At 41.6% G+C, this 19895-nt stretch carries 16 protein-coding genes; 11 read left to right on the top strand and 5 right to left on the bottom strand.

The window, feature by feature from the left end:
- Window positions 1-80 precede the first annotated feature (80 nt).
- The 7 genes from pstA to FQ084_RS07925 all read left to right on the top strand — a co-directional run bounded on the left by pstA (window position 81) and on the right by FQ084_RS07925 (window position 8725).
- The gene (gene pstA / locus FQ084_RS07955; RefSeq protein WP_149490091.1) at window positions 81-995 is read left to right on the top strand and encodes a phosphate ABC transporter permease PstA; all 915 of its coding nucleotides are present in this window, start codon (window positions 81-83) and stop codon (window positions 993-995) included.
- Window positions 996-1208: 213 nt separating this feature from the next.
- The gene (gene pstB / locus FQ084_RS07950) at window positions 1209-1988 is read left to right on the top strand and encodes a phosphate ABC transporter ATP-binding protein PstB (protein ID WP_149490213.1); all 780 of its coding nucleotides are present in this window, start codon (window positions 1209-1211) and stop codon (window positions 1986-1988) included.
- Between the two features lie 102 nt (window positions 1989-2090).
- Entirely contained in the window at window positions 2091-2834 is a 744-nt protein-coding gene (phoU, locus tag FQ084_RS07945; protein ID WP_149490090.1) for a phosphate signaling complex protein PhoU, read from the top strand.
- Between the two features lie 427 nt (window positions 2835-3261).
- Window positions 3262-4890: a glycosyltransferase family 2 protein gene (locus tag FQ084_RS07940; protein ID WP_149490089.1), complete on the top strand. Its 1629-nt coding sequence runs from the start codon at window positions 3262-3264 to the stop codon at window positions 4888-4890.
- 108 nt (window positions 4891-4998) lie between these two features.
- Complete coding sequence (locus FQ084_RS07935) at window positions 4999-6420, top strand: glycosyltransferase (RefSeq protein ID WP_149490088.1); 1422 nt, start codon at window positions 4999-5001, stop codon at window positions 6418-6420.
- Window positions 6420-7646: a hypothetical protein gene (locus FQ084_RS07930; protein ID WP_149490087.1), complete on the top strand. Its 1227-nt coding sequence runs from the start codon at window positions 6420-6422 to the stop codon at window positions 7644-7646. Before FQ084_RS07935 ends, FQ084_RS07930 begins: the two co-directional genes overlap by 1 nt.
- Before the next feature lie 71 nt (window positions 7647-7717).
- Window positions 7718-8725, top strand: coding sequence for a glycosyltransferase family 2 protein (locus tag FQ084_RS07925; RefSeq protein ID WP_149490086.1), 1008 nt, complete (start codon window positions 7718-7720; stop codon window positions 8723-8725).
- Between the two features lie 49 nt (window positions 8726-8774).
- Here FQ084_RS07925 and FQ084_RS07920 read toward each other — a convergent pair whose 3' ends face one another.
- On the bottom strand, window positions 8775-9596 hold the full coding sequence (locus tag FQ084_RS07920) for a hypothetical protein (protein WP_149490085.1): 822 nt from the start codon (window positions 9594-9596) through the stop codon (window positions 8775-8777).
- A 42-nt stretch (window positions 9597-9638) separates the two neighbouring features.
- Entirely contained in the window at window positions 9639-10565 is a 927-nt protein-coding gene (locus FQ084_RS07915) for a bestrophin family protein (protein WP_149490084.1), read from the bottom strand.
- 297 nt (window positions 10566-10862) lie between these two features.
- Here FQ084_RS07915 and FQ084_RS07910 point away from each other — a divergent pair, with 297 nt between their 5' ends.
- On the top strand, window positions 10863-11564 hold the full coding sequence (locus FQ084_RS07910) for a hypothetical protein (protein WP_149490083.1): 702 nt from the start codon (window positions 10863-10865) through the stop codon (window positions 11562-11564).
- A gap of 145 nt (window positions 11565-11709) precedes the next feature.
- Here the strand turns inward: FQ084_RS07910 and FQ084_RS07905 are convergent, their stop codons facing one another.
- Window positions 11710-12033, bottom strand: coding sequence for a hypothetical protein (locus FQ084_RS07905; RefSeq protein WP_149490082.1), 324 nt, complete (start codon window positions 12031-12033; stop codon window positions 11710-11712).
- A 338-nt stretch (window positions 12034-12371) separates the two neighbouring features.
- Here FQ084_RS07905 and FQ084_RS07900 point away from each other — a divergent pair, with 338 nt between their 5' ends.
- Both FQ084_RS07900 and FQ084_RS13315 read left to right on the top strand, forming a co-directional pair.
- The gene (locus tag FQ084_RS07900) at window positions 12372-13019 is read left to right on the top strand and encodes a DedA family protein (RefSeq protein ID WP_149490081.1); all 648 of its coding nucleotides are present in this window, start codon (window positions 12372-12374) and stop codon (window positions 13017-13019) included.
- Between the two features lie 391 nt (window positions 13020-13410).
- Window positions 13411-13752, top strand: coding sequence for a hypothetical protein (locus FQ084_RS13315; RefSeq protein ID WP_223144869.1), 342 nt, complete (start codon window positions 13411-13413; stop codon window positions 13750-13752).
- A 131-nt stretch (window positions 13753-13883) separates the two neighbouring features.
- Here the strand turns inward: FQ084_RS13315 and FQ084_RS07890 are convergent, their stop codons facing one another.
- Window positions 13884-15431 (bottom strand): acetyl-CoA hydrolase/transferase family protein, encoded by a 1548-nt coding sequence (locus tag FQ084_RS07890; RefSeq protein WP_149490080.1) that lies wholly within the window; start codon window positions 15429-15431, stop codon window positions 13884-13886.
- Between the two features lie 903 nt (window positions 15432-16334).
- On the opposite strand from FQ084_RS07890, the gene FQ084_RS07885 reads away from it, so the two are divergent.
- Window positions 16335-17198 carry a universal stress protein gene (locus FQ084_RS07885; RefSeq protein ID WP_149490079.1) on the top strand — a complete coding sequence of 288 codons (864 nt, stop codon included), beginning with the start codon at window positions 16335-16337 and terminating at the stop codon, window positions 17196-17198.
- A 184-nt stretch (window positions 17199-17382) separates the two neighbouring features.
- On the opposite strand, the gene FQ084_RS07880 is transcribed toward FQ084_RS07885, so the two are convergent.
- Window positions 17383-19845, bottom strand: coding sequence for a YadA-like family protein (locus FQ084_RS07880; RefSeq protein ID WP_149490078.1), 2463 nt, complete (start codon window positions 19843-19845; stop codon window positions 17383-17385).
- Window positions 19846-19895: the final 50 nt, after the last annotated feature.

Genomic DNA, 19895 nt, shown 5'->3' with positions numbered 1-19895 from the left:
GCCAACAAAACCAATCAAATCAAAACAAACTAAACACGTTATTTGCAGCCATTATTTGACCCAAGAAGGACGAACACTTCATGACTTTAGCACCAGTCACTACTCAAATGACCCAGTCAAGCCAGCCTTCTACAAGCTTTGAAGATCGCTACAACAAGCGGCTTTATAACAAGCGCCGTTTTATCAATAGACTGGGACTTGGTTTTGCCTTATCAGCGATTGTATTTGGTTTGTTTTGGCTGACTTGGATTTTGATTACGCTGTTTATTGAAGGCTTTCAAGGTTTAATCGAGATGCCTGTTTTTATGGCAGATACCCCGCCACCGATGGGCGAAGGTGGTCTACGTAACGCTATTGTTGGTTCAGTGATGTTGGCTTTTTCGGGCTTGGCGATTGGTGCGCCAATAGGCATGATGGCTGGCATTTATTTAGCAGAGTTTTCACATGGCAGTATGCTGGGTAAAGTCACGCGATTTTTAAACGATATTTTATTGTCTGCCCCCTCTATCGTGATTGGTCTGTTTATTTATGCCTTGATGGTCAAAGGACAGAGCTTTTCGGGTTGGGCCGGTGCATTGGCATTGGCGCTGATTGTGATTCCTATCGTCGTGCGTACGACGGAAAACATGCTAAACCTTGTGCCTAATACACTGCGCGAAGCCGCTTATGCACTGGGTACGCCAAAGTGGAAGCTGGTCAGTACAGTGACGCTGAAAGCTGCCAAAGCTGGTCTAACCACAGGTGTGCTGCTCGCTTTTGCTCGTATTACCGGTGAAACCGCACCCTTGCTATTCACGGCGCTAAACAACCAATACTTTAGTACCGATATGAGTCAACCGATGGCCAACTTACCCAATACGATTTATCAGTTTGCCATGAGTCCTTATGACAACTGGCATGCACTGGCTTGGGCGGCGGCGCTACTCATTACCGCGACAGTATTATTCTTAAATATTGCGGCGCGCTTTATCGGTGGCAAAGACCATAGCAGATAGATTAAGGCTAACAGACACACAGCTAATAGCAAAAAAACACCCCCATTTAATAAAACTTTAAAACAGATGGATACCATTATGACTGATTTATTAGAGAGAAAAGCGACTAAGCCGATGACAGATACCAGCAGCAAACGCCGTTTACTGGATGACGCTATGTTTAACAATGGTCAGCATAAACAGCCAGATATCGCCCATCTTATCAAGCAAACCATGGCGGACATGCCGGACAACATGCCGCCTGCTAAGATTACCATTCGCGATTTGGACTTTTATTATGGTGATTTTCAAGCGTTAAAAAATATTAATATCGATATTCCAGAAAAAAAGGTCACGGCTTTTATTGGTCCTTCAGGCTGCGGAAAATCAACACTACTACGTACCTTTAACCGTATGTATGACTTATATCCGAGTATGCATGCTGAAGGTCAAATCACCCTTGATGGCCAAAATATCCTGGCAAAAGACATGGATGTTAATTTGCTGCGTGCGCGTGTCGGTATGGTCTTTCAAAAGCCCACACCCTTCCCGATGTCCATTTATGACAACGTGGCATTTGGCGTCCGTCTCTACGAAAAACTCAGCAAAGCGGAGCTAGATGAGCGTGTCGAATGGGCATTGAAAAAAGCGGCATTATGGCTGGAAGTCAAAGACAAACTTAAAGCCTCAGGATTGTCACTATCTGGCGGTCAACAGCAGCGACTGTGTATCGCTCGTGGAGTAGCAACGAAGCCTGAAGTACTGCTATTAGATGAACCAACGTCAGCGCTTGACCCTATCTCTACCGGCGCGATTGAAGATTTGATTACCGATTTAAAAAACGACTATACGATTGCTATCGTGACCCACAACATGCAGCAGGCTGCACGTGTCTCCGACTATACCGCTTATATGTATTTGGGAGATATGGTAGAAATGGGTGAAACAGATCAAATATTCACCAACCCCGCACAAAAAGCGACTGAAGATTATATTACCGGTCGTTATGGCTAAGTTGCTGTTTGTTTAAAGCAATCATTTCTAGCAGTCATTTATCACGCTACTCATTTTGGCAATATTTTTATGAGCAACATCAATACGATTAAGGAAGTAAGCATGGCGATAACAGCAAAGCATTTATCAAAGAGTTTTGATAATGACTTACATGACGTGATTGAGCTGTTTATGCAAATGGGTCACCTAGCAGCAGAGCAAGTCATGGTTGCGACACGTGCCTTGATAGCTGCAGATAAAGCAACTGCAAAAAAAGTGATTGCAGACGACCATCTAATCAATCAGCTAGAGATTAAAATCGACGAGCAAGTCATTTTGTTAGTCACCAAACGCCAACCAGCCGCCAATGATTTGCGCTTAGTCATGGCGCTTAGTAAAGGCATTGTTGACTTTGAACGTGTGGGAGATGAAGCAGAAAAAATTGCCCGTATGGCATGCAAACTGATTAAAGATGGCGCCTCTCCAAGAGGCTATTCAGAGGTTCAGCACTTATCCAATCAGGTGCGCCTGATGCTGCTTGATGCGATTGACGCCTTTTCGCATATGAATCCTCAGCAAGCGTTTTCGGTATTGCAAAGTGATACAGCGGTTAATGAAGAGTACCAATCTGCCACTCGAGCCTTGATGACCTATATTATGGAAGACAGCCGCCATGTGTCCAAAGTGATTAACATACTTTGGGTGTTACGCGCCTTAGAACGGGTGGGCGATCACGCTAAAAACATTGCTGAACTGGTCATTTTTTGCACCAGCGGCAAAGATGTGCGGCATACAGATTTTATGCAAGTCGAACAAATCGTCCAGCAAACAACTGATGCTAGTATGAGCAATTCTAGTAACAAATAATCTATCTTAATAAGTGTGTTGGGCATTTTGGAGATATATCCATCATGCTCAACACGCTTTTTCCATTTTTAAATTCACCATCCGCCTTCTGAGCACTCTTCCAAGCGTGATTCTGTTCAAATCCTCGGCCCCTTTTCAACTCTTCAAACTATTCATATAAATAGTATTTCTTCCTTCCTACATATAAATAAGTAATTGAACTGTTTGTATTTTTACAAAACTTACCTAGCCTTACATTACTAAGTATTCTTAAACACTTAACCATCAATTTCTTAATATGCTCTGAGTTATGATTGTTCAAACAACAAATGTGTACCCGTTTATTAGCGTCTCATTATATTTTTATAACGCGACTATTTCTTCTAATGAAATAAAACGGTTTTGCCATTATGTAACTAATAATGTGAATAATAATTAAGGGCAAATCATGGCGGTCAATAATGGAGTGGTTTATAAAACGATACTAGACGCTATCGCGGCTTCTCATAAAAAGCCGTATCTGCAAAACGATTCTTCGGATGACAGGCTTTCATACAAAGCTACACATGCCAGCGCAAATGCTACTTTAAGCTTTCAGTTAATGACGCGCGCTGAACCTCCTGAACTGGTTATTGCTACCATACAATCTTTGCTGGCGGTAAAAGATGCTAATGATGAAATACTGATTATTGATAATAATAATACTGAAACTTCATTATATGAGCCATTGGCAGCGTTTTGCGCAAGTTCAGACCCAGCGCTTAATGTACATTTTTATCATATTGACGACGTAGTAGGCTTTAAAGCGGGTGCATTAAACTTGGCCTTGGGACTTATGAACCCAAACTGTACACATCTTGTGGTGGTGGACAGTGACTATCAAGCACTTCCGCATGCAAGAACCTCTATTGCCAATGCTATCAAATGCTATCCTAACCATACCCTTCTGCAGTTCCCACAGTTTTACCGTAACGCTGGTCAAGTGAATGCTCATAGCGAGCTTAACCATTATTTTAATCACCATCTGTATCGTCCTTTCAATCGTGAGCGAGCATTATCGACAGGTACTTATGCCGTGATTCGCCGTGCCAATCTTTTAAGTTTGGGCGGCTGGTCAGGGGCTTCCATTACCGAAGATGCGCAAATGGGCGTGTTGATGCATCAAAAAGGTTTTCTTAGTAAGTTCATACCAGAAGTTATTGCGACGGGCTTATTGCCTAATACCTTGGATGACTTGATGTGCCAACGCCGGCGCTGGATTTACGGCAATATGCAAGTATTAAACAACTATTTATCGTCAGCACTTCTCCTTAAGCGCCAACAATCTCCAGAAAAAAGTATCATTAAATGCTTAGCCTATACGCGCTCGCATCTCTCTCAGCTTAGCGCGTGGATGAACTTAACCGGTTTATTTATCTTGCTACACATTGCTTCCGTCTTAATTATCGGCAGTGCAATTTTTAATATTCAAATTTTTGACCGTATTGCTGATTTATCCCTGCTTACGCCTTTGTATCTAGTCTATGCCAGCTATACCTTTTTTCTACTGAGACGTTTATGGGCATATTTCCATGATCGTGCACCGCTAAATAAACAAATCAATGAGGACTATCGGCCAAGTATAAAGAAAAGCTTGAGAGCATGGTTGATGCATTTGAACTTTTGGGAACTTGGGGCATTATCTTGGTTGCCGGTTTTGTGGGGCAGTGAAAAGCCGTTTATATGTACGCCAAAACAGGCTTATATTCGTAGCCGCCGTTCATTGAGACAAGCAAATTTGGTGGCATTACCCAAGCTTCTTTTGGTGCTCAATATCATAACAGCTCTTATCGTAGCGCCGTTCTCGCCCTTCTATTCGCCTATACTATCCGTCTGTGCTGTAGCTATCTGTATATTAAAAATTAGCGCGGCAAAAGTAGCATTTGATAACTTTACTGTGCCAGAGCAAAGACCGACCACTATTAGTATTAAGTCCAAGCCTGCGGTCGCAACAGGTCGTAAGCAAACCAAATCGCTTATGCCTTCTGAGCTTAAAATCGATACCGTGTTTGAAGATAAAAAAACTATTAATTCTTAAGAGCTCTTAGCGTACTTTATGCTGAAAAATCTCACACTTTGAAGCGGTTTGGCTCATTTATATTTATTATTAATTTAGAACGATCGTCAGTTTTACTTTGAGGTTTCTATGTCTTTTTCTGGCTCTATATCTTATGCAAACTCTGTTGAATTGACAGACACTATAAATCCCAGTCATAAACCATCTATCGAAACATCTGATAGGCCATTACGGATAGCAATTCTTGCTCACTGTTTATACCCTATTGCGCAGCCCTACGCAGGCGGGCTTGAGATGATTACCCAGCTTATATGCGACGAGCTTTTCGCTCAAGGTCATGAGGTACTACTTTATGCTCACACGGACAGCTGCATCCACGCTACTTTAGTTCCGCTGCTGACACGAGAGGAGTTTGACGCCACGGTTTATATTAATGAGCATGTATCTGTTGGCATGAGCCGCGAGGAGATGTATCAGTATTTGGTTTATCAAGACGCGATGCGCGATATCATAGAGCGCGACGAACGGGGCGAGATTGATATTGTGCATAATCATAGTTTGCATCATATTCCCATGATGACAGGTCAAGCTTTTGGCGCTCGGTTTTTCACCACCTTTCATACACCCATTTTTCCGCAATTACGTTTGGCACTGCTAACCTTACGTCACGGTACGCAAACTCAATTTACGGCTATTAGTAAACACCAACAGCAGCTATTCTCTGAGTTCGTGCCTTCACAAGTGGTTTATAACGGCATTGATGTAGAATCCTTTGACGCCAATACTGACTGTACGGATAATCTTACCTGTGAGCATGGGGAGGTCTATTTTTGGTACGGACGTATTTGTCCTGAGAAAGGTACTCATTTAGCCATGCAGTACTGTATGGAAGCTGGGAAAAAACTCATTATCGCCGGACCTAAAAGCAATGAAGCGTATTTCGATGAGCAAGTGGCGCCGCTATTAGCTAAAGACAATGAGAATGGCGCGCAAAAATTGTTTGATTATGTTGGTCATGTTACCAAGGACGAGGTGAATCGTTACCTATGTAAAGCTACTGCTATGCTATTTACGAGCACGTGGGATGAACCTTATGGTTTAACACTGGCTGAAAGCTTGGCTTGTGGCACTCCAGTTATTGGCTTTGATGTTGGCGCTAGCGCTGAAATCGTCACGCCAAGCACTGGTATTATCGTTGCTAAAGAAGATAAAGACGCCTTTATAAAAGGCTTTGCTAATATTAAAAATATCTCACGTCAGGCATGCCGAGAACGCGCCTTAAATTTTTGTTCAGTAGCTGCAATGGTAGAAGGCTATCTTGCACTTTATAAAATGGTACTCTATAAAACCGCGGTAGCAGCAAACCATCAGGAAAAGTCTTTCGACAATCAAAAAGATGGGCACCTAGCAATGAATTCCTTTAACTTAAATAATGATAAGTCAAAACCATCCATTGCTTCAGTTAGAGGCTTAAATAATAGTTTAGATAGTGGCTCAAACAGTACTTTAAACAATAAGGCTGTCACTATAAATCTTGGAGAACAAGGGTGATGCGACTAGGTTATTATGCGCATCATCACGGTTCAGGGCATTGCCGCCAAGTTGATAAACTAGCCGCCCTACTAACCATTGAGGTAAGAAAACATCTAACGGTATTTACTAGTCTAAGCCCAGATACTTATACGTTTACTTCTATAAACGAAGAACAAGTTATACGGTTAGTTGCAGAGAATGAGCATGTAGATGATGTGCTTGCGGGGCGCGCAGGAGAATATTGGCAACCAGCCAGCCTACATTATTCGCCAGTCGGTAATAGCGATATTCAAAAGCGAAGCCATAAAATACTAGATACGATTTATCAGCGCTGCATTGATTTGATGATTATTGATGTCAGCGTTGAAGTCGCCATGCTATGCCGAGCCGCGAGCATTCCATACCTTTATATTAGGCTTCCGGGTGTTCGCGATGATATCCCACATCTGAACGCCTTTGCTGGTGCGCTTGCTTTACTCGCCCCTTATCCTCGCCTATTAGAATCCGCGATGACACCTGATTGGGTAGCTAAAAAAACGCTCTATCTTGATTTTATTAATACTGAACAACGAAAATCGCAAACTTACTATGATTTTATAAAAGCATTGATGCAGATGACAGCCAACAGAAAAGTTCTTTCTTTGATGTTAGAGGATAAAGATAAAAACCAAAATCTCTCTTCTATTATTACCGTTATCAAAGGTTACGGTGGTCATAAGGCCATTGATGCAAAGCTGCCTGAGCTGCGCCGCCTATTATCCACGGCCTTTATCATATCGCTCGGTCCTATCTACTATCATAACCGGCATTATGTTGATATCGCGACTCAAGTAAGCGACGTCACACCATTTATCGAGCATAGCGATTATCTACTGATGGCATGTGGTCTAAACGCCATTGCCCAAGCCTATGATTATGCGACGCCGCTGGTCGTCCTACCTGACGATCGTCCACACCAAGAGCAAGAAGTAATGGCAGAGGCTTTAATAGCCCAAGGACGTGCATTAAGTTGGGAGCAATTTAAGCACATGATAAACGGACAAGACGACACTAAGCTTAATGGTTTATCTGTTAATCAATCCGCACACTCCATTTTCATATCAAGTTCTTATAAGGTAGGTCTTAATCAAGAATTTACGTCTGCTGGCCAAGCGTTTATGCATAGTACGACTCAATATCCAACCACCAAAGCCTGGTTTGAACAATGGTTGTTACTGCAGCTTGAATTAAAGCCTGAACGCTAAATGCAATAATTATCAATAACTTCGTAGGAAAAATATAAAAGCTAAATTAACAAGAGAGGCACTGACAAGCAATGACCGAAAAACCCATCACCAATCCTAATGCTGTTCATGAGCACGCACCGGTAACGGTTATTACGACTTGTTACGGCCGTAACCGTCACCTGTATAATCTCTTGAGTAGTCTTGCGAATGGTAGCGTTAAGCCCGATGAAGTTATTATTGTCAATGAGGATACTGACCCTAAACGTCTGGCTGAGTTCTCTTTAAATATTGTCAAGATTCCCACCACCGCAGATTTAGTAGATGCAGCAGACCATCAAACGTTAGATAAATCAATCAAAACGGAATTTGATATTGGTCATAATCGCAATAGTGGCGCCGCGCATGCCACCCATGATACGCTTATATTTTTGGACGTTGATTGTATCGTAGCACCGACCTTTATTGAGCAATTGAGTGTAAAATTAGCCCAGCATCCAAAGGCTTTACTCATGGGGCAGCCGCGCTATTTGACGCGACCTTTGTCGGACGAGGAAAGCTTAGAGTTGCAAAGCGTCGCGCTGACTACTTCTCATCTGAATCAATTGTCTGTTTATAACCCTTATCGTGATAACTTCGACGAGAAGCAATCGATTTTTACTGCGACAGTACAAACAGCTATTAAAAAAACTGATGATTATGGAGCATTTTGGAGTTTATGTTTTGCGATTAAGCGGCAACAATTTGAGCAGATAGGTGGCTTTGATACGCAATACACCGGTTATGGGGCTGAAGATACCGACTTTGCTTTTACTGCCCATCAGTTAGATATTGATTTTTATCTTACTGCCGACCTCATTTATCATCAACAGCACGCTGTGTATCGTCCGCCTCTCAATCATTTAGAAAGTATTATCATCAATGCCAATCGTTTTTATGAAAAATGGCAATGCTGGCCAATGGGGGGCTGGCTTGAGCAGTTCTCTGAAATGGGTTTGATTGATTGGGCGAACGAGCAATCCACTCCAATTACGCTGTTACGCAAACCTAGCAGTAAAGAGATAGAGCTGGCTCATTACCCCAATGCCGCTTATGTTTAGAAAGCATTTATTACAACAGAAAATGCTTAAATAACAAACGTATCAATACTTAGTACTGCCGTATGATTTCTACCTCTAGCGGTGGCGAACTCATTTCGCGACGTTCAAATTCCCAATTATGCCCTTGCCAAAAATGTGCAGTTTTATCATTATCATTAAAACCGATCATTAATAATTGCAGCGGCAGCGCGGCTTTCTGCATCAACTGCACATGCTCTCTAGCCGCTAATACTAATCGATACAACAAAAATCCTGACGAAGGGGCTGAAGAGTGAATATCCGTAAAATAAGGATAGTCAGCCACAACTAGATGGCGCTCCGATAATACGCTATGATGCGCCTCATCCTGCAATAGCTCTTGTACAATCGGTGAAATAATTATTGTTCTATTATCATCAATCGGGTCATCATCAGGGCTTGGGTCTTCACTTGGCAAAGGAAACTGATAAGGCTGATTACTCAGTAGAATACCTAATGGCGCCGCTTCTGCCATGCGCTTCATCACCGATACGTTGTTACTTCTAGGTGGCAAGCCAAAATGCAGTTTACTATCGCCAATCTGCCGAAAAAACAACAATTTAGGTAGCGTGCTAGCCAACGGATGGTTGGCAAAAAATTCAGCGTAGATAAAATGGTTAAATAACACCAAAACATCATCAGGACGTAATAAATGCTCAAGCATATCAATCCCAATAGAAGGATTATTAGCTATAAATACAATTCTTTTATTTTGCTTCAAGGCGTTTTGGATGCTGAGTGGCAGGGCTGCAAATGAAGCAGCTTCTTTGCTTATTTTAATCGAATTATCCGCATAACTAGGTGAGGATAATAGAATATTTGCAAATATTTTTTCAGATACTGAGGTTTGCATAAGATAGGTATTTCCCAATTCAATACAGCCACGATCAATTATTTATTGCAAGTAACCGTTCTCAGCCGTGATATTGGGTGGCAGCTCAGTTTCGCCCAAAGATTCAAGTAAATTAATCTCGATAGTACGTGATAATGCCGTCAGCGGCAATTGGTTGGCAGCCAACCCAAAAGGCTCCTCCAACTCTTCACTTAACGCGTCCAGACCAAAGAAGGTATAAGCAATAACCCCGCAGATTAAGGGCGTCACCCAGCCTAAAGAAGAAACCAGACCAAAAGGTAGCATGAAACAATACAGGTAGGTCGTACGATGCACCAATAGCGTATAAGCAAACGGCAAAGGCGTGCTATGGATACGCTCGCAGGCAGACAAAACCACCGTCATCGAATTCAGGCGTTCATCCATGTTTTGCACCATATGCTCTGATGTCAAGCGCTGCTGCCGACAATAGCCAAGCTCTTTACCTAACAGTCGTAGCAGATAATTTGGCAGATTTTGCGTTTGCCTCATGCTGGCATGATGGATGGGCTGTACAAAATGCTCCACATCTTGCCAGGGCGAACTGTCTCGCAGTCGATGACGCAATGCATGGGTAAAAGCGATGCTCAAATAAACCAGTCGTCGCTGACTGTCTCGTCCTTCCTCACTGTTTTCCTCTATATAAGACAACACTTGACGGGTGAAGCTGCGCGTATCGTAGACCAATTGACCCCACAACCCCCGAGCTTCCCACCAACGCTGATAGCTGGCATTGTTACGAAAGCCTAAAAACAACGATAACGCAATCCCAAGTAAGGTAAAGGGCGCGACGCTATAAGAAGAAAAAGAGCTGGGGAATCCGTGCTGAATATTGGTAATGAAGGCACTAATCAGGCTAATCAGCAAAATTTGTGGATAGACCTTTGGAAGGATAGAACCACGCAAGGTAAAAAGCAGTTTGATAGCGCTTGGCTTTTGCTTGACGATCATTTTAACGTCCTAACGACTGGTGCTTATAAAAAATAACTGAGTTTTTGCAGGACGAAATGATAACAGACTAAAGAAGTATGAGCAGCAAAAACACCTATTTATCATGTTTTAATTGGCTAGCAGTTTTTATCGCTCATTTATTCAATAAATTTCTATAAAATAATCGGTTGTTATAATGATGTAAGGATGGCAGGCGCAAGGATAAACAGCAGCTGCCATCGCTTAAAAATTCGATTATAGTAGATAGGCCTATAACTTATTAATAAACTGAATTTAAATAAATCGAGGGAATAAACCATGAAAAAATTAGGATTAATTATCGCTGTATCGATAGGATTAAGCGCTTGTGCGAGCGGTATGAACGGTGGCACCATGCCGGGCAATTCAAATAACATTGTCACTCAATATCCGATTGAAGCGGCCATGCTCAATATCTACACCAAAGCTCGCAGTCAAAGCTTAGTGGCGACCGTAGGCAATCAAACGGCCTCTGCAGATATCAAAGTGACACCCAAAGGCAGCATGGTATTTAATAATAAACAAGTACAAGGCGCTGAAGTCAATACTATTAACAAAGTGAACAATCAAATCACTGATCAATCAGTCGCTATTAACTACTTTACGCTTAATCCCTTGGTATTTCATGGTTTTACTGATAGTTCAGGCAAGTATTCGCTATCAAATCAGACCACGACCATTCCCAAAATGGCAACGGTTGGCTCCTCTAGCAAATTGATTACTGAAGACGTCTATGCCGATAGAAGTATGCGTAAAAAAATAGGCACCTATAACCAGGATTGGTCTTTAACAAGAGACAGTAATAATACCGCGTGGTTCTGTATAGAAACTTCAGCGAATCTACTACTTAATAATGATCCTAATGGTACCTCATCAGAATGCTATAAAATCAATGCGCGCGGCGATATTTTAGATAGCAAGGTAACGATTAGTCAACCAACTGTTAATGGCGCTAAAACGATTGTTTTTACCAGCCGATAATTTTTGTTAATGCCTATCTATAAACAGATGTAATTTTTACTGGCATTTAATGACAAAGAGCTGTAAATAACTTGCAGCTCTTCGTATTTTGGTAAGTTACTATTATTGAAAACCTGGCTATTAAAAGCTTAAGTTATCTAAATACTTACTGTACACCATCTGCTGGTGTTTGCTCCAGATTTGGATTGCTTTCATTGACAGTGACGGTGTCGTCGGCTTTTTGCTCACCTTCGTTATTTGCATCTGCCATTCCATCTGTAGTCGTGTCCGTTGTTTGTGTAGTCATGCCAGTTTCGACAACTTCACTGCCTCCTTCACTTTCCTCAACGACTGCCCCTTTATCAGAATCTACTGCCATATCTTCTTTTTCATTACTACAACCGGTGACGCCGACGAAACTGGCGAACAATGCTATCCATAATACCTGTCGCGCTTTCGTTAATCCTACATTTGCTGTTAACTTTTTCATCTTACTCTCCTTGATAGCTATTTAACATTATAATGCGGTTTTTTTGTGCCAAAAAACCATTATGCAATATGAACAGTCTAAAATAAGCACGATTAAGATGACCTTATGCCATAAACTTAGCAGTAAATAGGAGCTTCTTGTTTGTTTTTATTAACTATTTATTAAGGCAAACGAAACCCTTAGCCTGTACTGATTACGCCCTATACTGAAAAAATACGGCACAATAAATTGTTAGTAATATTTAATACACACTATTCAATTACATTAGTACAGATAGTTTTGGTGAATATCCGTATCATCTATTCTATTTCTATCCTAACCTTTAGCGAGTTTTTACAATGGACCAAATGAGTGCATGGGTGCTCGGTATCATGGCAAAATTCGGTTACTTTGGCATTATATTTGCCATGTTTGCTGAAAATATCTTTCCACCTATCCCTTCTGAAGTTATTATGCCCGCCGCTGGCTTTGCCGCTTCAAAAGGCGATCTGAGCATAATCTTAGTGATATTAACGGGTACGCTTGGGGCAGTGCTGGGCGCGCTGCCTTTATACTACTTGGGTCGTGTATTTGATGAGCCCCGCTTGGTTGCATTTACTAAAAAATATGGTAAATATCTGTTTGTGCAGCCTGCTGACATCACTGCGGCAAATGCGTGGTTTGATAAACATGGCAAGAAGGCAGTATTTTTTGGACGTATGGTACCCGGCGTGCGCTCGCTGATTTCAATCCCTGCTGGCATGAATAAAATGCCCCTATTGCCTTTTTTAACATTGACGGCTTTAGGGGCTAGTATTTGGACAGCAATATTGGCTCTATCCGGTTACTATTTAGGTCAAAACTATGACGCTGTCGCAGGCATGTTAGCGCCTTACTCTAAAGCCATCGTTATAATAGTGGTGGTTATGGTCATCGGTTTGCTCATCAAGCATCATCTAGACAGTCAAAAAAATGTTGATACCCATAAAAACACCGATGAGCCTTAAGAAAAAATTGCCGAAATTGTTAATAGTTCTTTTGGTCGGTTTTCATAATTCCTTTTTTTCATACCTTTATTGACACCCTCTCACAGCTTTTTAGATCTTCTCTTATTGCGCACTTAATCGTACAACTTTACAGCCAAATATATAACTCTCCAGTATAAAAAGAATGAAGAAATATGATAGGAATAATTCGCTTATTTTTAAACATTCATTTAATACGAATTTTATAGAAGACAATTTAAGCTTGTTATTTTTATCACTTTCTCGTTTTATCTTTTTATTAAATAGTGATTTTTGATACTTAACATCATTGATATTAGGGTAATAAACATCGATAAAAATTGAGCTTTGTTAAATGAGCCACTTATTTTGAATTTTTGGACAGCCTTGCCTTATGCGCCTTTTCGACTCAGCTATCTCTCAACATCAGAAACTTACCTACTCTAAGCTTGCACTTGCTTGTTTACTCACTCTTGCTACTGCAGGGATCGTCGGCTGTGATAGATCTACCACTGAACAGTCTAGTGTAACCACAGAAGAAACCACACAAGTTCAAAAGGACAGCAAGGCTCAAAATACCAAAAATGGTGAGCTACCAATCATTGACGCCATTATCAACCAAGCGCCTGAAGTGCCCCCACCAATCGATCGTGACTATGCTGCAAAAGTAATCGTAAAAATGGAAACTGTGGAAAAACCATGCGTTTGGCGAATGGCGTTGAGATTTTTACGGTAACTTTAAATCTCTGTTTAAGTATTATAAAAGTATAAAAAAACACCGCTTATCTGAATAGACAAGCGGTGTTTTTAATGGTGTCATCAGCTAGCTATAACGCTGATTTTGGCGTTAAGCTTTTAATTAAGCGTTTAAACCGCCAAAGCCAAACCTTTTTTGACGCGCATATCGCCGGTTTCAACATAACGTTGATGCCAAGACAATGCTTCACTCAGGATATGAGGCGTTTGCATACCAGCGGTCTGTGCAGCGCGATCATAGTAATCTTGCAGCATAGGGCGATAGTCTGGATGGGCACAGTTATCAATGATTTTTTGCGCGCGTTGACGCGGTGATAAACCACGCAAATCAGCCAAACCTTGCTCAGTGACGATTACCATCACATCATGTTCGGTATGGTCAACGTGTGACACCATCGGCGTGATGCACGAAATAGCGCCACCTTTGGCAACCGAAGGACTTACAAACATTGAAGTAAAGGCGTTACGAGCAAAGTCGCCAGAGCCGCCCAAACCATTCATCATGTTGGTGCCCATGACGTGGGTTGAGTTGACGTTACCATAAAGGTCACACTCAATCATCGCATTGATAGCCAACACACCGAGACGACGCGAGACTTCAGGATGGTTAGTGATTTCTTGCGGACGCAGGATAATGCGTTTGCGCAATTCTTCGATATTGGCATTAAAACGGTCTAGCGCATCTGGACTTAACGACATAGCAGTCGCAGAAGCTTGGGTCATTTTTCCTGACATAATCAAATCTAACATACCGTCTTGCAATACTTCGGTATAACCGGTTAAATTCTCAAACGGACTGGCTTGCAATCCTGCCAATACCGCATTGGCAACGTTACCTACACCTGATTGGATAGGCAATAAGTTGGCTGGCATGCGGCCTTTTTTCACTTCTTCATGGAAAAAGTCAATAATATAACCGGCAATTTTATTCGAGCATTCATCAGGATCAGCAAATTTGCTATTACGGTCTGGTGAATCTGTTAAGACTACGGCAACGACTTTATCCAAATCACAGGTTAGATAAGGCGAGCCAACACGCTCACCCGGCGTAGTAATTGGAATCGGTTTGCGATACGGCGGTACACCAATATCATCAAAGATATCATGCATGCCCTCTAATAACAGGCTTTGGCGGCTGTTTACTTCAAGAATAATCTTGTCAGCATTATGCAACCATGCATTATTGGTACCGATAGAGGTAGAAGGAATCAGGCGACCGTCCGGTAAAATACCGGCCACTTCAACCACCGCCACATGCATATCACCGTAGAAACCAAAGGTGCTTTGCTGAGCGACATGCGATAAGTGCATATCAAAATAATGGGTTTCGCCGGCGTTAATTTGTTTACGAAGGGCGGCTTCTGACTGATAAGGCGTGCGCATCTTGATACCATTGGCTTCAGCCAATACACCATCACATTCTGCGGCAGTTGACGCGCCGGTTAATAAACCGATTTTGAATTCTTCACCGCGTGCTTGAGCAGCTTTCATACGCTCTGCTAATGCAGCTGGGATAGCTTTTGGATAACCTGCTCCCGTAAAACCACTCATTCCAACATTCATGTCATGTGAGATAAATGTCGCTGCTTGCTCCGCAGACATGATTTTTTCACGTAAACCTTCATGACGGACGCGCTCTTCGTGATTAATTGCACTCATACCTTTTTTCCTAGTAACTTCCCTATTAAAACCAAATTCTCACAATAATGATAAATTTGATACCGAAATAGCAATAAAATACGATGTAGTATATTAACAACTTTACAATAAAAGACAAGCCGATTGTTTTAGATTTTAATATTTCACATTAAATATCATTATAATTATTAACAATAGTTCACTATTAATGATGACAGCCAATCTTCTTTTTTAATTTTTTTGTAATGCTAGTTTAAATTTTCTTCAAATATATATAACCAAAAAAACTTTATACTTAGTTAGAATTTGAAAAATTTCTTGAATAAATATTCAAATATTTATTCAGATAGCTGCAACTTTAAAGAACTATGGACTGCTTTAAGCAGTGACTGTAGACTGAGTTGTATGCTGCTCTTTGGTGGTTCACATAATTGTCTTTTTTACTTTTATAGCTAAGTAGTTGCCAAATTATAGCGATTAAAAAATAATATTAAGAGAAGATATTTCTTAAATAAAGAATATGATAAATATAATTTTCAACTAATATGAAGTCATATAACTATTATCTATCAATTAATAGATGAAGTTTTGATAGATAGTAGCTTTTTGACTAGCAGACCTATTTGATAATTTTTAGAAAACGCAATTATTAGTCGGTCATACTCATGTTTTATAATTTCAATGCACTCTATTGTTTGTCATAAGTCATTACTCATGATGACTTAACTAATGAAATATTGTTCTATATTTGAAAAAATATATTCTTGGAAAGAAATTTAAAGCACAGTGCTTTAATGTTGAAATGACTGCATTTGAGGTAAGATAATAGCTAAAGACAAGTTATTAGCAATTTAGGTTAAAAAATATCTATAACATCAGGATAAAAGACGCTTATCAGATGATAGATGAAACTAAGGACAGATTATGATAACGGAAGAGCACGTTTTGGCTTGTATCGATGGCTCAGCGGTGACTGGCTCAGTATGTGATTATGCCGCGTGGTACGCAAGCAAGCTGGACATATCGGTAGCATTATTGCACGTTAGCGACGTAGCAGCTTCGATCAGACGCGATTTATCTGGCGCCATTGGCATTAATAGTCGCCAGTCTTTACTCGATGAGTTATCCGAGCTGGATGAGCAACGGGCGCAGGTGGTAAACAGCTACAGCAATGCATTAGTACAAGACGCAAAAAGTCATATCCAAAGTAACTTTAAAGGCGTGAACGTCTGCATCTATCAACGCCGCGGGAAGCTGCTGCCAGCGATTGAATACTTTCAAGCAAAAAACCGTGCTATCGTCATGGGCCGCCGCGGTGAAGATCATAAAAACAGCCGAATCAATATCGGTAGCCAAATCGAAACGGTTGCCCGTGCCTCAAACATACCTGTGTTAATTTGTTCCGAGAAATTTAAAGAGCCCCAATCCTATATGGTGGCGTTTGATGGCAGTAAAACCGCGATGAATGCCATCCAGATGCTAGCGAAAAGCAACCTTTTACAAGGGCTGAAAGGTCATATCGTGATGGTCGGTCATGATAATGAGGCGTCTAAAAAAAGCCTTGACGACGCTACCACGCAATTGAGCACAGCAGGCTTTAGCGTAGATGCCCATCACCTGCCACTGCTTGATGCGGTTGATGGCTTACTCGGCTTTCAACTTGAAAATAAAATCGATATCATTGTGGTTGGCGCTTATGGACGCTCTAAACTCCAGCATTTATTTTTGGGCAGTACCACGACAGAGATTATTGCCAGCACTCTATCGCCCGTTATTCTAGTGCGCTAAACACTTGATATTATAAGTTTTAATATTACAGCCTTTAATATCACACCGTTACTTTTCATCAATGTAATTAAACGCCATATACTTTATCAAGTAATCTCCATCCATAAAAAAAGCAAGGCATCCGATGCCTTGCTTTTTTTTGCTTTACTTGATGATTCAATGACTATTTAGCTTAATTAACTAACTAGTCAAAGTGGAAGCCTGCGCCAATTGCGGCACCTACATTGCCTTGGGTGTCCGCCGTTCCGTTTAATTTCATCACCCAACGTCCATCATCAGATAATTTAGAGAAACCAATAGCGACGGCACTTTCACCATTATACGCTGCAATACCACCCCCTATCATTGATTTACCGATGATGTAAGCTTGTGGCAATGAAGACATGGCCATAGCGGCTGAGATCCCCGCATTGGCGTCGTCCTCGACTTCGCCAATTTTATAACCTAGCTCATTGATATTATTATTTAAATTTCTACTTACTGCATCTAATTGACCGAAGTTTACTGCGTCTCTAGGTGCCATGCCGTCCGCAACATTGGTTACCTTAGTACCAGCGGCATTGATGCCGGCTGCTGTCATACTAGGGGCCGTTTCGGCATTACCTGCATAGATACCGGCGGCTGTCATACTTGGACCATTTTTAATAGTAACACCACTATTATTCACCGTCGTATTGCCGGTTGTGACGCTTTCGACATTAATGTTCCCGTTTAAGTCGAACTTGATGCTGCTACCTTCTGCCGTAGTAGTGATATTATTACCACCTTTGAAGCTAAGTGCATTATCGCCAAGCTTTTTATTAATGACTGCACCTGTATCCGCACTGAAGTTGAGACCTGCATCCATCTGCTCAGCAAGTACACTTGTACTGTTCTCCATAGCAGCAACCACTTGATCTAACTGACCTCCATTAATCGCATCCTTACTATTAACTCCTATAACACCATCAGCTACATTAGTAATGGTCTTGCCACCGTTATCAAGGCCAGTCGTTGAGAGCTTAACATCACCAAATGTCGCGCTATCTAAACTGAGGTCTCTATTTAACTCAAAAGAGACAGAGGTTTCGTCACTGGTTACGTTTTTTGACACAGTGATATTAGTGTCTTTACTATTAAAGTCAACCACCGTTCCTGGGGCTACATTGGTTGCAGTACCTCCTGCAGCACTAATGTCCCAGCCTTTATTAGCATTGGCTGCAGCGTTTTTAACCTCTTGTAGTTGACCGCCGTTGATAGCATCTTTACTACCTACTGCAACCACGCCATCATCAACGTTGGTAATCTTTTTGCCGCCAGCGTTAATACCTCCAGCAGTTACCGCAACAGTACTACCTGTAAAAGTTAGACCGCCATCAGTGATACGGGTATTACCAGCTTGCAGACCTTGATTGGTGATAAAAACATTATTACCAACTTGAAGACCTGCATTATTCAGCAAGCTATTACCAGTGGTAACAGATGTCACGTCCAAGTCATCAGCCAACTGAATTTCTAACTTACCATTCTTCGCTACAGTGCGGATATTTTTTGCAGACGCTGTTTTAGAGTCAGCTAAAGTACCCACGATTTCAAGCTTATGTCCAAGATCCTTATGAATCTTCACGCCATCATTGCCTGCAAAATCTAAACCTTTAGTTGTGATACCAGTGCTCAGGTTTTCGATAGACTGATTGGTAGCATGCAACTGACTGCCATTGACAGCATCAGTACTGTCTTTATTGATTGCTCCAGCAGCGACGTGCTTGATCTGACGCTCCTTCCCTACAGAACCAACAGAGACTTGTGCTCCTGGATCTTTTGTTGCACCAGCATAATAATAGTTTTTATTACCAATGGTAAGCTTTTTTTGGAAGGTTGCATTAGTGAGTGTGGTTGAACCTGCACCAAGAGCCACTGAGCCATCTTTACTCGCTGATGCAGCCATACCAAAGGCTGATGCAGCTACACCCTCTGTAGTGGATTGCACACCAACAGCAGTAGAAAGCGCCCCTGTAGATAGTGATTTTGTACCAATAGCAATAGATGCGGCACCACCAGCTTCGGTATTTCTAATATAATTTCCTGCTTCGACGAGGTCACGACCGGCATAGTATTTAAATGCAGTATTAACGCTGCCGCTATTTGAGATATCGAGAGCAGGACTGCTGTTAAGATTGGCTTTGGATGCTTCCTCCAAATCGTCACCACCGATAGCAATAGAAGATGCTCCGTTTGATACTACATTGGCACCGATAGCAATTGACTGTTCGCCACTCGCTGTGGTTTTTTGGCCGCCTGAGCTGCTACCAATAGATATGGCTTGAGTACCTGTAGCTATTGAATTTTGACCCATGGCCATGGCGTTCCAGCCTGTTGCGCCTTCGCCATTATAATTGGCACCATTTGCAGTAGAGTTAACACCGACATAAAAAGCACCTGTAGCAGGCGCCACAGCAATCGCTTGTAAGCTAAAGCCAGCGGCTGCCATTCCCAAACACAATGAACTTAAGCGTAACCATTTTGCGCCCCCTACTACTGAACTTGTTGGACTCGCATTAGAGGTCACTGTACCGCTAGATGACTTACCGCGTGCTTTTGCGTATTCAGCAACTGCCATAAAACAGTTTAATGACGCATTCCAGATCACTTTATAATTGCGATTCATAACTTTTACTCCCTGACAAACTGACGGAAAAATACGTTCTGTGTTAGAGA

The sequence above is a fragment of the Psychrobacter sp. ANT_WB68 genome (assembly GCF_008369115.1).
Lineage (GTDB): Bacteria > Pseudomonadota > Gammaproteobacteria > Pseudomonadales > Moraxellaceae > Psychrobacter.
Note: the sequence above shows the minus strand (reverse complement) of the source record. Positions and strands in the feature narration are given on the sequence as shown.